A 13,451-nucleotide genomic window follows, 5' to 3' on the forward strand; every position below is an offset into this window, starting at 1 on the left:
GTTGAATGCAGTCGTTTTTTACAGCGCCTGAACGAGGATTTTCCTACATGCCTGAAGTAACCCTTACCACCCTCAATGGCCTCAAGGCCAAGGGTGAAAAAATCACCATGCTGACCTGCTACGACGCGACCTTCGCCAAGGCCGCCAGCCAGGCCGGCGTCGAAGTGTTGCTGGTGGGCGACTCGCTGGGAATGGTCCTACAGGGCCACGACAGCACCTTGCCAGTCACCACGGCAGATATGGCCTACCACACCGCCAGCGTCAAACGCGGCAACGACGGCGCACTGATTCTTGCCGACCTGCCGTTCATGGCGCACGCCACCCCGGAGCAAGCCTTCGCCAACAGCGCCACGCTGATGCAGGCCGGCGCCCACATGGTCAAGATCGAAGGCGCTGCCTGGCTGGGCGAAACCATCCGCCTGCTGGCCGAGCGCGGCGTGCCGGTGTGCGCGCACATGGGCCTGACCCCGCAGACCGTCAACGTGCTGGGTGGCTACAAGGTACAAGGCCGCCAAGAGGCGCAGGCCCGGCAGATGCGCGCCGACGCCATCGCCCTTGAGCAGGCCGGTGCGGCCATGCTGCTGCTTGAATGCGTGCCCAGTGAACTGGCGGCGGAAATCACCAATGCCGTAGGCATCCCGGTGATCGGCATTGGTGCCGGTAGCGCCACCGATGGCCAGGTACTGGTACTGCACGACATGCTTGGCCTGTCGCTGAGCGGCCGGGTTCCCAAGTTCGTGAAGAACTTCATGGAAGGCCAGCCAGACATCCAGGGCGCCCTCGTCGCTTACGTCGAGGCCGTCAAGCAAGTCAGCTTCCCAGGCAGCGAACACGGGTTCAGTGCATGAATACAGTCAAGACCGTCCGCGAACTGCGCGCCGCCGTTGCACGTGCCCGCGGTGAAGGCAAGCGTATCGGCTTCGTCCCGACCATGGGCAACCTGCACAGCGGGCATGCGGCCCTGGTGATCAAGGCTGCGCAGCGCGCCGACTTCGTGGTTGCCAGTATCTTCGTCAACCCGCTGCAGTTCGGCGCCAACGAAGACCTCGACAAGTACCCTCGCACGCTGGCCGCCGACCAGGAGCGCCTGCTGCAAGCTGGCTGCAATCTGCTGTTCGCGCCCACCGTTGAAGAGATGTACCCCGATGGCATGAGCGTGCAAACCCGCGTCAGTGTGCCCCACCTCTCCGAAGGCCTGTGCGGCGCCAGCCGACCCGGGCATTTCGAAGGCGTGGCCACCGTGGTCAGCAAGCTGTTCAACATGGTCCAGCCCGACCTTGCCGTGTTCGGCGAAAAAGACTTCCAGCAGTTGGCAGTGATCCGCGCCATGGTGCGCGACTTGAACATGCCGGTTCAGATCATCGGCGAGCCCACCGTACGTGCCGAAGATGGCCTGGCGCTGTCATCGCGTAACGGCTACCTCACGCCCGAGCAGCGTGCGGCTGCGCCAGCGCTGTATCGCGTCTTGCAGCAGATTGCCGCGGGTATTGGCCGGGGCCAGCGGGACTTTGCCGCGCTGGTTGCCGAGGGGCAGGCGCAACTGGCTGCTGCGGGTTTCCGGCCGGATTACCTGGAGGTGCGTCATGCCGTGAGCCTGCGCCCGGCAGTGATCGATGATCGCGATCTTGTGGTGATTGCGGCGGCTTACATGGGTAACACTCGGTTGATCGACAACCTTTACCTGCATGTGGAAGACAAGACCGCATAAAGGCCTGGGGCTGCCTTGCAGCCCATCGCGACACAAGGCCGCTCCCACACCATCTGTGGGAGCGGCCTTGTGCCGCGAATGGGGCGCAAAGCGCCCCCAAAATCACCCTGCCATACCCATTCCCAGCGCGTGGCCTTTGCCTATAATGATGCCAGCCTGAACCCGGCAACGACTGCCGTGTCCAAGGCCTCACCACGCACCAAGGGAACCCCGCGCAATGGCGTATTACCGTACACCCCACGATGTGACGGCCCTGCCCGCCTGGCAGGCGCTTCAGCAACACCGCGACGCCATGCAGAGCTTCAGCATGCGCGAAGCCTTTGCCGCCGATGCCAAGCGCTTCGACCAGTTCTCCCTTAGCGCTTGCGGTCTGTTCCTCGACTACTCGAAAAACCTGATCACCGAACAAAGCCGCGACCTGCTGGTGAACCTGGCCAACGAAGTGGGCCTGCAGGACGCCATCAAGTCGATGTTCAGCGGCGAAATCATCAACGCCTCCGAAGGCCGCCCGGTACTGCACACCGCCCTGCGCCGGCCCGTGGGCGACAAGCTCAGCGTCAACGGCGTGAACGTCATGCCGGAAGTGCACAAGGTGCTCAACCAGATCACCGAACTGGTCGGGCGCATCCACGATGGCCTGTGGCGCGGCTACAGCGAAAAACCGATCACCGACGTGGTCAACATCGGTATCGGCGGCTCGTTCCTCGGCCCCGAGCTGGTGTCCGAAGCACTGCTGCCCTACGCCCAGCGCGGCGTACGCTGCCACTACCTGGCGAACATCGACGGCAGCGAATTCCATGAGCTGTCGGCCAACCTGCGCGCCGAAACCACCCTGTTCATCGTCTCGTCGAAGTCGTTCAACACCCTCGAGACCCTGAAAAACGCCATGGCCGCACGTACCTGGTACCTGGCCCAGGGCGGTTCGGAAGCCGAGCTGTACCGCCACTTCATCGCCGTTTCCAGCAACAAGGCCGCCGCCGTGGCCTTCGGTATCCGCGAAGAGAACATCTTCCCGATGTGGGACTGGGTGGGTGGGCGTTATTCGCTGTGGTCGGCCATCGGGCTGCCGATTGCCCTGGCCATCGGCACGGCCAACTTCAAGGAACTGCTGTCGGGTGCCTACACCATGGACCAGCACTTCCAGACCGCGCCGTTCGACAAGAACATGCCCGTGCTGCTGGCCCTGCTGGGCGTGTGGTACGGCAACTTCTGGGGCGCGAACAGCCACGCGATCCTGCCGTACGACCACTACCTGCGCAACATCACCAAACACCTGCAGCAGCTGGACATGGAGTCCAACGGCAAGAGCGTACTGCAGGACGGCACCCCGGTGAAAACCGATACCGGCCCGGTGATCTGGGGCGGCGTGGGCTGTAACGGCCAGCACGCCTACCACCAGTTGCTGCACCAAGGCACCCAGCTGATTCCCGCCGACTTCATCGTACCGGTGGTGAGCTTCAACCCGGTGGCCGACCATCACCAGTGGCTGTACGCCAACTGCCTGTCGCAGAGCCAGGCGCTGATGCTCGGCAAGACCCGCGAAGAAGCCGAAGCCGAGCTGCGCGGCAAAGGCCTGAATGAAGCGGACATCGAAAAGCTGGCGCCGCACAAGGTGATCCCGGGCAATCGCCCGAGCAATACCCTGGTGGTCGAGCGCATCAGCCCGCGCCGCCTGGGTGCGCTGGTGGCGATGTACGAGCACAAGGTGTTTGTGCAAAGCGTGATCTGGGGTATCAACGCCTTCGACCAGTGGGGCGTGGAGCTGGGCAAGGAGCTGGGCAAAGGTGTTTACCAGCGCCTGGTCGGCAGCCTGGAAGACAGCGCCGAAGACGGCTCCACCCAAGGCCTGATCAACTACTTCCGCGGCCGTCACCGCGGGTGATCTGATACCTTCGCTGGCCTCTTCGCGGGCTTGCCCGCTCCCACAGGTACCGCACAATCTTCAAGATTTGTGCGGTACCTGTGGGAGCGGGCAAGCCCGCGAAGAGGCCGGCACAGGTTGAACACCCCTCCCAGCTACACTGTCCTATCGAATAGCCGTTGCAGTCCCTCGCCCCTCACAAGAGCAGGACCACCCGCCATGTTCGATATCAAGCAGTATCCCCAGGCCCTGGCCGTCAGCCAGTCCGCCGAACTCACCCCCGACGAATACCGCCGCCTGTACCGCCAGTCGGTCGATGACCCGGACACCTTCTGGGCCGAACAGGCCAAGGGCCTGGACTGGATAAAGCCGTGGTCGAGCGTGCAGCAATGCGACCTGAAAACCGGCAAGGCCCGCTGGTTCGATGGCGCCGAGCTCAACGTCAGCTACAACTGCATCGACCGCCACCTGGCCAAGCGTGGCGAGCAGACCGCCTTGCTGTGGGAGGGCGACGACCCAAAAGACTCGAAACCCATCACCTACCGTGAACTCCACCGCCAGGTCTGCCGCCTGGCCAATGCCCTTAAAGCGCGTGGAGTGAAGAAAGGTGACCGGGTATGCATCTACATGCCGATGATCCCCGAAGCCGCCTTCGCCATGCTTGCCTGCACCCGCATCGGCGCCATTCATTCAGTGGTGTTCGGTGGTTTCTCCCCCGATGCGCTGCGTGACCGTATTCTCGATGCCGACTGCCGCACCGTGATCACCGCCGATGAAGGCGTGCGTGGCGGCAAGCGCATCCCGCTGAAACAGAACGTCGACAAGGCCCTGGCCAGCTGCCCTGCAGTCAGCAGCGTATTCGTGGTACGCCGCACCGGTGGCGATGTCAGCTGGGTCGAAGGCCGCGACCTCTGGTACCACGAGGCAACGGAAAAGGCCGGCGAGGCCTGCGCCCCCGAGCCGATGGCAGCCGAAGACCCGCTGTTCATCCTCTACACCTCTGGTAGCACAGGAAAGCCCAAAGGCGTGCTGCATACCACCGCCGGCTACCTGCTACAGGCGACGATGACCTTCAAGGTGGTGTTCGACTACCGCGATGGTGAGGTGTTCTGGTGCACCGCCGACGTCGGCTGGGTTACCGGCCACAGCTACATCGTCTACGGCCCGCTGGCCAATGGCGCAATCTCGCTGATGTTCGAAGGCGTACCCAACTACCCCGACACCTCGCGCTTCTGGCAAGTGGTGGACAAGCACCAGGTAAACATTTTCTACACCGCCCCAACCGCCCTGCGCGCGCTGATGCGCGAAGGTTCCGGGCCGCTGCAGGGCACTTCGCGCAAAAGCCTGCGCCTGCTCGGCAGCGTCGGCGAGCCCATCAACCCCGAAGCCTGGGAATGGTATTTCGAGAAAGTCGGGCAAAAACGTTGCCCCATTGTCGATACCTGGTGGCAGACCGAAACCGGCGGCATCATGCTCACCCCGCTTCCCGGCTCGCTCTCGTTCAAGCCCGGCTGCGCCACCCAGCCCATGTTTGGTGTGCAACCAGTACTGCTGGATGAAAAGGGCAACCTGATCGAAGGCCCCGGCGCCGGCCTGCTGGTCATCAAGGCCAGCTGGCCCGGGCAGATCCGCAGCGTCTACGGCGACCACCAGCGTATGGTCGATACCTACTTCAAACCCATGCCCGGCTATTACTTCACCGGCGACGGCGCCCGCCGCGATGCCGAGGGCGACTACTGGATCACCGGGCGCATCGACGATGTGATCAACGTGTCGGGCCACCGCATCGGCACCGCAGAAGTGGAAAGCGCACTGGTGCTGCATGACAGCGTTGCCGAAGCGGCGGTAGTCGGTTACCCCCACGACCTCAAGGGCCAGGGCGTGTACGCATTCGTCACGCCCATGAATGGCGTAGCGCCAGACGACGCGCTCAAGGCCGAGTTACTGGCCTTGGTCAGCAAGGAAATCGGCAGCTTTGCCAAGCCAGAACTGATCCAGTGGGCCCCAGCATTGCCCAAGACCCGCTCAGGCAAGATCATGCGGCGTATACTGCGCAAAATCGCCTGCAACGAACTGGACAACCTGGGCGATACCTCGACCCTGGCCGACCCCGGCGTGGTACAGGGCCTGATCGACAAACGTCTCAACCAGTAACCGGCGGCCACTGTCCATGGCCGTCCTGAACCACAGGTCGCCATGGAAGCCCTTCGTCGCCGCATCGAAACCCAGGTCATGAGCCTTACAGGGCTGGCCCTCGGCCAGCTCGATCTGGAAAACCCCAAAGGCGACCCTGGCCTGTTCGGCCCGCACAGCATCAGTTGGCGGGTGCATGGCGACTTCCCGAGCATGCTGGTCGGCGGCATCAGCGCCCTGTTGCTGCAGCTGCTGCACCCGCTTGCCCTGGCGGGGGTGTGGGACCACTCCAATTTCCGTGAAGACCTGCTAGGCCGCCTGCGCCGCACCAGCCAGTTCATCTCCGGCACCACGTTCGGCTCGACGCGCGATGCCGAGTGGTTGATCGACAAGGTGCGCACCATCCACCTGCAGGTCACCGGCACCGCACCGGATGGCCGCCCTTATGCTGCCAGCGACCCGGACCTGTTGACCTGGGTCCATGTAGCGGAGGTCAGCAGCTTTCTCGCCGCCCACCTGCGTTACCGCAACCCGTACCTGGCACGCGCCGAGCAGGACGCCTATTACGCTGAAATCGCCCTGATCGCCGAGCGCCTTGGCGCCCGTAACGTGCCGCGCTCGTGCCAGCAGGTCGAGGATTACCTGCTGCGCATGTGCCCCCAGCTTCACTGTGACAGCCGCAGCCACGAAGTGGTCAGGATCCTGCTCGACGCCCCGGCCCCCAGCCGCCTGGCACAGCCGGTAGGCAAGCTGATGCTGCATGCCGGTATCGACCTGCTACCGGACTGGGCCCAGGCCATGCTCGGCCTGCAGCACGGGCCCTTGCAGCGACGCATCATCCGCCTGGGCCTGCAGCGCACCGCGCCGGTATTGCGCTGGGCAATGCGCGACGGCTCGGCGCACCGGGCCAAACGGCGCATGGGCATTGAATGATGCTCAAATGGTCGCCTCAGCGGAACTGATTTAACGTGCCATACTCCAAGCACTCCTGCTTAGACAGACGATGCGACACATGTACAAAGGATTGACTCGCGCCGCTGGCGCAATCGTGGCCCTGGTAGCCCTCTATAGCCTGCTCGGCTTCCTTATTCTTCCCGGTGTGGCACTGCGCATCGCCAACCAGCAGTTGGCCCAGTATGCGACCGTGCCAGCCCACCTCGAACGGATCGAACTCAACCCTTTCAGCCTTGAGCTGACGCTCTGGGGCCTGCAGATCGGCGACCCGGGCAAGGAACAGGTCGGTTTCGAGCGCCTGTACGCCAACCTCTCGCTCGACAGCCTGTGGACCAAAGCCCTGCACCTGGAGGCGGTAGAGCTCGACAAACCGCGCAACGAAGTGCTGTTCGCCAAGGACGGTACACTCAACCTGACCGGCCTGTTCAAGCTGCCCGCCAGTGAGGCCAAGGCCGACCAGCCGCCCAGCGACCCGTTCCCACTGCGTATCGGCAGTATCAAGCTCACCGACGGCTACCTGCACTTCCAGGACGCGCGCCCAAGCGAGCCGATCGAGTTCCTCTACGACAACATGAACCTGGAGCTGAAAAACCTCAGCACCTTACCCGACGACAGCGCCGACATGACCCTGGTGGCCAACGGCCCCAATGGCGGGCGCATCGACTGGAACGGCACCCTCAGCCTGTCACCGATTGCCTCCGAAGGCACGCTGAAGGTCACCGAGGGGAAAATGAAACTGTTCTGGCCCTACGTGCGCGATGCCGTGCCGCTGGTGCTGGAAGACGGCGTATTCAGCCTCGATACCCATTACAAGCTCAACCTCGCCAAACAGACCGAGTTGCTGCTGGACAACGCTTCGGTGCGTATCGCCCCGTTTGCCATCAAGGCACCGGATGGCCGCCCACTCGCGCGCCTGGCCAGCCTGGAGGTGAGCGAAACCTCCGTGGACCTGGTCAAGCAACTGGTCACCGTCGGCAAGATCCGCAGCGAAAAACTCGAGACTTGGGCCGCGCTGGAAAAGGACGGCCAGCTCGACTGGCAGAAACTGTTCGCCAGCCAACCCGCCAAGGCCACGCCGAAAGAAAAAGCCGAACCGGCTGCCGCCGAACCCACGCCTGAGCAGCAAGCCGCCAAAGAACCGAGCAAGCCCTGGCAAGTGCTGCTCAAGGACGTGCAACTGCGCAACTACCTGGTGCACCTGGCGGACCGTAGCCAGAAAGAACCGGTAGCCCTGGACATCGGCCCGCTCAACGCTGACTTGCAAGGTTTCGACAGCCTCAACCAGTCGCCCTTCACGCTCAAGCTCGATACCGGTGTGGGCAAGCAAGGCAAGCTGCAGGCGGCCGGCCAGGTCAACCTGGCACCGATCTGGGCCAAGCTGGATGTGAGCACCCGGGACATCGACTTGCGGGTAGCCCAGGCCTACATCAGCCCGTTCATTCTGCTGGAACTGCGCAGTGGCATGCTCTCCAGCGACCTTAAGGTCGACCTGAAGAACACTGCACCGCTGGCCTTCAACATCACCGGCAAAGCCCAGCTCAACCAGCTGCACACCCTCGACACCATCAAGAGCCGCGACTTCGTCAAATGGCAGCAGGTGAACGTCGACGGGTTGTCCTATGTGCACGGCGATACGCTGTCGATCGACAAGGTCACCCTGCTGCAACCGTATGCGCGCTTCATCATCAACGAAGACCGCACCACCAACATCAACGACCTGTTGATCCCGCAACCGGCCAGCGCACCCGCGAAAACCCAAGCCAGGCCAGCCACGGCTGGCAGCGACAAGCCGCTGGGTATCCACATCGGCCAGATCGACATCAACGACGGCTCGGCCAACTTCGCCGACCTGTCCCTTACCCCCAACTTCGCCACGGCCATCCAGCAGCTCAATGGCCAGATCGGCACCATCGACAACCGCAAGCCGGCGCCGGCGAAGGTGGACGTCAAGGGCAAGGTCGACCGCTACGCACCGGTCACCATCAAAGGCGCACTCAACCCGTTCAACCCGCTGGCCAGCCTGGATATCGCCACCAGCTTCAAGCGCGTCGAACTGACCACCCTCACGCCCTACTCCGGCAAGTTTGCGGGCTTCCGCATTCGCAAGGGCCGGCTCAACCTCGACTTGCACTACCTGATCACCAACGGCCAGCTCAAGGCCGAGAACAAGGTCGTGGTGGAGCAGCTGCAACTGGGTGAGAAAGTCGACAGCCCGGATGCGGTCGACTTGCCGATCCGTCTGGCGGTGGCATTGCTGAAAGACACCGAGGGCAAGATCTCGATCGAGCTGCCGGTGACGGGCGACCTCAACAACCCACAGTTCAGCGTGATGCCGATCGTCTGGCAGACCCTGCGCAACCTGGTGCTGCGCGCTGCGCAAGCCCCGTTCAAGTTCATTGGCGGGCTGATTAGTGGCGGTGGCTCGGAAGACCTGGGCAACGTAGCCTTCGCACCCGGCTCCAGCGAGCTCAGCGGTGACGCCCAGTCGTCGCTGGACAAGCTGGCCTCAGCACTGAAAGAACGCCCGGAACTGCGCCTGGAAATCGAAGGCACCAGCGCCCAGGCCAGTGACGGCCCATTGATTGCCCAGCAGCGCCTTGAGCGTGAATACCAGGCCACCTGGTACAAGATCCTGCAGCGCCGCGGTGACAAGGTGCCGGCCAATGCCTCGATGCTGGTGGTGGACGATAGCGACAAGCCAGCGATGCTCGAAGGTATCTACCGCACACGCCTGAAACAGCAGCCACCCGCCGAATGGGAGCAACTGGGGCGTGACGAGCGTACTGCCAAGCTGCGCGAGGCAGTGATCAAGTCGTGGGCCGAGAGTACCGCCTTGCTGCGTACGCTGGGTCAGGAGCGAGCCAGCAGCATCAAGGATTACCTGGTCGACAAGGGCAAGCTGGAAGATGACCGGGTGTATTTCATCGATACCAGCCTGGGGCAGCCTGAGAGCGATGGCCGGGTGGTTACACCGATGCATCTGGATGCTGAGTAATCTCTGATAGCAGGGCCGGCCTCTTCGCGGGCACGCCCGCTCCCACAGGGATAGCGCGCTGCTTGAGGCCTGCGCAGTTTCTGTGGGAGCGGGCATGCCCGCGAAGAGGCCGGTACAGGCTTACACCAACCGCTGCCCAGACACCGCCGGGTGATACAGGGGCTGCACCTTGTTCCCCGCCGGGTCCAGCAGGTGGAAGCTGCGCGCCCCGTCACCATGGTTGAATGGCCGGTCCAGCAGCGTCACGCCATGGGCCTTGAAGTATTGATACCAGGCCTCCAGCTCTTCCACGCTGTCCACGATGAACCCGTAATGATCCAAGGTCTGCAAACCGTTGGCAGCCCCCGCCCCGCGCCCCAGCGACAGGTTGTCATTACCACAGGTCAGGTACACCAGGTCTTCATTGGCGCGGTTCAGTACTTCCATGCCCAGCACATCGACGTAGAAGCGCTCGCACTCCTCAAGGTTAGGTACCAGCAAGGCAATATGGCGCAGGCCATTCAGGCGGCCAGGGCGGGCAGGCAATTCAGACATTGGCTAGGCTCCATTTTTGTATACAATTCACTATTGAATTTAAAACAAAAGGAGCGCTTTGTGTATAGCCTGTTCATCAAGACCCGCGTGAAACCCGGATGTGCCGATGCTTTCCTTAGCGCGATCAAAGTCAATGCCGCTGCTTCGGTGGCGAGCGAGCCGGGTTGCCTGGTGTTCGATGTGTCGCAGGACAGGGTCGATCCGGAGGTGATCTACCTGTATGAGATCTACCGCGATGATGCGGCGTATGAGGCGCATACCCAGACCGCGCATTTTCGCGACAGCCGCCCGCTGGTTGAGCCACTGATCATGGAGCAGGAATGCTTCGAGAGTGATTTGGTGGCGCGTAACCCTGTTTACTAAGTGAAAGGGGCCGCAAAGCGGCCCCTTTCAGCATTTGGTGGCCAAGTCCGTTTGGCCGACGGGACATCCCTTATTCGGACTTCAGGCCATCAGCCGAAACGGCCTGTACGCCTTTGATCTTCTTGGCGATGGCAACAGCCATCTCTTTTTGTGCATCGGTCACTGCAACATCGGACGACAGCGACACAACGCCCTTGTTGGTTTCAACCTTGATATCGCTGCCAGGTACACCTTTCTCGGTCATCAGGTCAGCCTTTACCTTGGTGGTGATCCAGGTATCGGAGGTTGCTTCCTTGGCTTTGGTCACCTCACCGGCCGCCAGCGTCATGGGGGCCTGGGTGGACTGTTGGGCAAATGCCGCGTTAGCCATGGTCAGGGTCAGAGCGGTAGCAGTAGCGGCAGCAATGGCGAACTTCTTCATGTGGGTCACTCCTGTTTTTCGAAAGGTCTGCGCCGTATGTCCTGGCGGCAGGTATGAAGGTAGTTGCATGTGCTGTGCCAGCTTTGTCGCTTCGATTAAATCCTTATAAATCAGTTACTTGGCATAGTGCCGGCATTTCATGGGTCGTGCATTTTGCAACCTGCACGGTAAACCTGCATGCAAGATGCAAGTCCGCAAAAGGTTCCCGCCGCCCATGAAAAAAGGGCCCCGAGAGGCCCTTTTTCTGTTGCGGTGCAATCGCTTACACGCCCGAGGCCTTGGCCGCGGCAACGTCCTTGATCGACAGCTTGATACGGCCGCGGTTGTCCACGTCCAGTACCAGTACTTCAACTTCCTGGCCTTCTTTCAGGATGTCGGTGACTTTCTCGACGCGAGCATCGCTCAGCATGGAGATGTGCACCAGGCCATCCTTGCCAGGCAGGATGTTGACGAAGGCGCCGAAGTCAACGATGCGCTCAACCTTGCCGACGTAGATCTTGCCGATCTCGGCCTCGGCAGTGATGCCCAGGATGCGCTGCTTGGCAGCATCTGCCGCTTCCTTGGTTTCGCCGAAGATCTTGATCGAGCCGTCGTCTTCGATATCGATCGAAGCTTTGGTCTCTTCACAGATGGCGCGAATGGTGGCGCCGCCTTTACCGATGACGTCACGGATCTTGTCGGTGTCGATCTTCATCGCGATCATGGTTGGGGCGTTAGCCGACAGCTCGGTACGCGACTGACCAATGATCTGGTTCATCTGGCCGAGGATGTTCAGGCGCGCTTCCAGGGCTTGGCCCAGGGCGATTTCCATGATCTCTTCGGTGATGCCGTTGATCTTGATGTCCATCTGCAGCGCAGTGACGCCTTTGGCGGTACCGGCTACCTTGAAGTCCATGTCGCCCAGGTGGTCTTCATCACCCAGGATGTCGGTCAGAACGGCGAATTTCTCGCCTTCCTTGACCAGGCCCATGGCGATACCGGCAACCGGCGCCTTCATTGGCACACCGGCGTCCATCAGGGCCAGGGAAGCACCGCAGACCGAAGCCATGGAGCTGGAACCGTTGGATTCGGTGATTTCCGAAACCACGCGGATGGTGTACGGGAACACGTCAGCAGCAGGCAGCATGGCCTGGACCGAACGACGGGCCAGACGACCGTGGCCGATTTCGCGACGGCCAGCACCGCCCATGCGACCACACTCACCTACCGAGAACGGTGGGAAGTTGTAGTGCAGCATGAAGGGGTCTTTCTTCTCGCCTTCGAGGGTATCCAGCAGCTGTGCGTCACGGGCAGTACCCAGGGTCGCAACGACCAGTGCCTGGGTTTCGCCACGGGTGAACAGTGCCGAACCGTGGGTCTTCGGCAGAACACCCACTTCGATGTTCAGCGGACGAACAGTCTTGGTGTCGCGGCCGTCGATACGTGGCTTGCCGTTGACGATGTTTTCGCGAACGGTGCGGTATTCGATTTCGCCGAAGATTTCTTTCACTTCGGAAGCCGATGGCTGGCCTTCTTCACCGGAGAACTTGGCGATCGCCTGATCGCGCAGCTCGCCCAGGCGCGCATAGCGGTCGGCCTTGACGGTGATGGTGTAGCCCTGCGAAACGCCTTCGCCGAATTCGGCGCGGATGGCGTTGAACAGTTCAGTGTTGGCAACAGCTGGTTTCCAGTCCCAGGTTGGCTTGCCAGCTTCAGCAGCCAGCTCTTTGACAGCCTGGATAACAGCCTGGAATTCGTCATGGGCGAACAGCACGGCGCCCAGCATCTGGTCTTCGGTCAGCTCTTGGGCTTCCGATTCAACCATCAGCACAGCGTCCGAGGTACCGGCAACGACCATGTCCAGGCTCGAAGCGGCCAGTTGCTCGTAAGTCGGGTTCAGCAGGTAGCCGGTGCTTTCGTGGAAGGCAACGCGCGCGGCGCCGATCGGGCCTTCGAACGGAATACCGGAAATAGCCAGGGCAGCCGAGGTACCGATCATCGCTGCGATGTCCGGGTCGGTCTTCTTGCTGGTGGAAACCACGGTGCAGACGACCTGCACTTCGTTCATGAAGCCTTCCGGGAACAGCGGACGGATCGGACGGTCGATCAGACGCGAAGTCAGGGTTTCTTTCTCGGAAGGACGGCCTTCACGCTTGAAGAAACCACCAGGGATCTTACCGGCAGCGTAGGTCTTTTCCTGATAATGAACAGAAAGAGGGAAGAAGCCTTTGCTTGGGTCTGCATGCTTGGCGCCGACCACGGTCACCAGCACGGTGACATCGTTATCGACGGTAACCAGCACTGCGCCGGTTGCCTGACGGGCAATACGGCCCGTTTCGAGAGTAACGGTCGATTGACCGAACTGGAAAGTCTTGATTACCGGGTTCACGGTTTCCTACCTTTTTCAGTGGCTCTTGGGGGAACTGGTTTCTTGCGAATTCTTGGGCAGAACGGGGAATCGGCCCCATTGACCGTCCAGATACAACACGAGGCTGGGAGCCTG

Annotated in this window: 10 protein-coding genes; 7 read left to right on the forward strand and 3 right to left on the reverse strand. The window is 61.8% G+C overall.

The genetic code is table 11. From position 1 onward, the window contains the following. Positions 1–47: 47 nt before the first annotated feature. From panB to ACQKPZ_RS11005, 6 genes are all read left to right on the forward strand, one after another. The gene (panB, locus tag ACQKPZ_RS10980) at positions 48–848 is read left to right on the forward strand and encodes a 3-methyl-2-oxobutanoate hydroxymethyltransferase (RefSeq protein ID WP_403203973.1); all 801 of its coding nucleotides are present in this window, start codon (positions 48–50) and stop codon (positions 846–848) included. Next, complete coding sequence (gene panC / locus ACQKPZ_RS10985) at positions 845–1,708, forward strand: pantoate--beta-alanine ligase (protein WP_391136885.1); 864 nt, start codon at positions 845–847, stop codon at positions 1,706–1,708. Before panB ends, panC begins: the two co-directional genes overlap by 4 nt. 217 nt (positions 1,709–1,925) lie before the next feature. Continuing rightward, positions 1,926–3,590, forward strand: coding sequence for a glucose-6-phosphate isomerase (gene pgi / locus ACQKPZ_RS10990; RefSeq protein ID WP_391136882.1), 1,665 nt, complete (start codon positions 1,926–1,928; stop codon positions 3,588–3,590). Between the two features lie 198 nt (positions 3,591–3,788). After that, positions 3,789–5,723, forward strand: a complete 1,935-nt coding sequence (acs, locus tag ACQKPZ_RS10995; RefSeq protein WP_427537728.1) for an acetate--CoA ligase — start codon at positions 3,789–3,791, stop codon at positions 5,721–5,723. A gap of 42 nt (positions 5,724–5,765) precedes the next feature. After that, positions 5,766–6,635, forward strand: coding sequence for an oxygenase MpaB family protein (locus tag ACQKPZ_RS11000; RefSeq protein WP_427537731.1), 870 nt, complete (start codon positions 5,766–5,768; stop codon positions 6,633–6,635). A 79-nt stretch (positions 6,636–6,714) separates the two neighbouring features. Further along, positions 6,715–9,651: a DUF748 domain-containing protein gene (locus ACQKPZ_RS11005; protein WP_427537734.1), complete on the forward strand. Its 2,937-nt coding sequence runs from the start codon at positions 6,715–6,717 to the stop codon at positions 9,649–9,651. Positions 9,652–9,771: 120 nt separating this feature from the next. Here ACQKPZ_RS11005 and ACQKPZ_RS11010 read toward each other — a convergent pair whose 3' ends face one another. Then, positions 9,772–10,185, reverse strand: coding sequence for a VOC family protein (locus ACQKPZ_RS11010; RefSeq protein WP_010955354.1), 414 nt, complete (start codon positions 10,183–10,185; stop codon positions 9,772–9,774). Between the two features lie 60 nt (positions 10,186–10,245). Between ACQKPZ_RS11010 and ACQKPZ_RS11015 the strand changes: the two genes are divergently transcribed. Continuing rightward, positions 10,246–10,548 carry a putative quinol monooxygenase gene (locus tag ACQKPZ_RS11015; RefSeq protein ID WP_427537737.1) on the forward strand — a complete coding sequence of 101 codons (303 nt, stop codon included), beginning with the start codon at positions 10,246–10,248 and terminating at the stop codon, positions 10,546–10,548. Between the two features lie 70 nt (positions 10,549–10,618). On the opposite strand, the gene ACQKPZ_RS11020 is transcribed toward ACQKPZ_RS11015, so the two are convergent. Both ACQKPZ_RS11020 and pnp read right to left on the reverse strand, forming a co-directional pair. Then, positions 10,619–10,969 carry a BON domain-containing protein gene (locus tag ACQKPZ_RS11020; RefSeq protein ID WP_012274238.1) on the reverse strand — a complete coding sequence of 117 codons (351 nt, stop codon included), beginning with the start codon at positions 10,967–10,969 and terminating at the stop codon, positions 10,619–10,621. Positions 10,970–11,231: 262 nt separating this feature from the next. Further along, positions 11,232–13,337 (reverse strand): polyribonucleotide nucleotidyltransferase, encoded by a 2,106-nt coding sequence (gene pnp, locus ACQKPZ_RS11025; RefSeq protein ID WP_391135215.1) that lies wholly within the window; start codon positions 13,335–13,337, stop codon positions 11,232–11,234. Positions 13,338–13,451: the final 114 nt, after the last annotated feature.

It is taken from the genome of Pseudomonas sp. NPDC089547, assembly GCF_050280665.1.
Lineage (GTDB): Bacteria > Pseudomonadota > Gammaproteobacteria > Pseudomonadales > Pseudomonadaceae > Aquipseudomonas.

Excerpts from the sequence above, each read along its gene's own strand:
- panC (WP_391136885.1), top strand. The coding sequence starts at position 845 with ATGAATACAGTCAAGACCGTCCGCGAACTGCGCGCCGCCGTTGCACGT.
- ACQKPZ_RS11005 (WP_427537734.1), top strand. The coding sequence starts at position 6,715 with ATGTACAAAGGATTGACTCGCGCCGCTGGCGCAATCGTGGCCCTGGTA.
- ACQKPZ_RS11020 (WP_012274238.1), bottom strand. The coding sequence starts at position 10,969 with ATGAAGAAGTTCGCCATTGCTGCCGCTACTGCTACCGCTCTGACCCTG.
- ACQKPZ_RS11000 (WP_427537731.1), top strand. The coding sequence starts at position 5,766 with ATGGAAGCCCTTCGTCGCCGCATCGAAACCCAGGTCATGAGCCTTACA.
- panB (WP_403203973.1), top strand. The coding sequence starts at position 48 with ATGCCTGAAGTAACCCTTACCACCCTCAATGGCCTCAAGGCCAAGGGT.
- pgi (WP_391136882.1), top strand. The coding sequence starts at position 1,926 with ATGGCGTATTACCGTACACCCCACGATGTGACGGCCCTGCCCGCCTGG.
- acs (WP_427537728.1), top strand. The coding sequence starts at position 3,789 with ATGTTCGATATCAAGCAGTATCCCCAGGCCCTGGCCGTCAGCCAGTCC.
- ACQKPZ_RS11010 (WP_010955354.1), bottom strand. The coding sequence starts at position 10,185 with ATGTCTGAATTGCCTGCCCGCCCTGGCCGCCTGAATGGCCTGCGCCAT.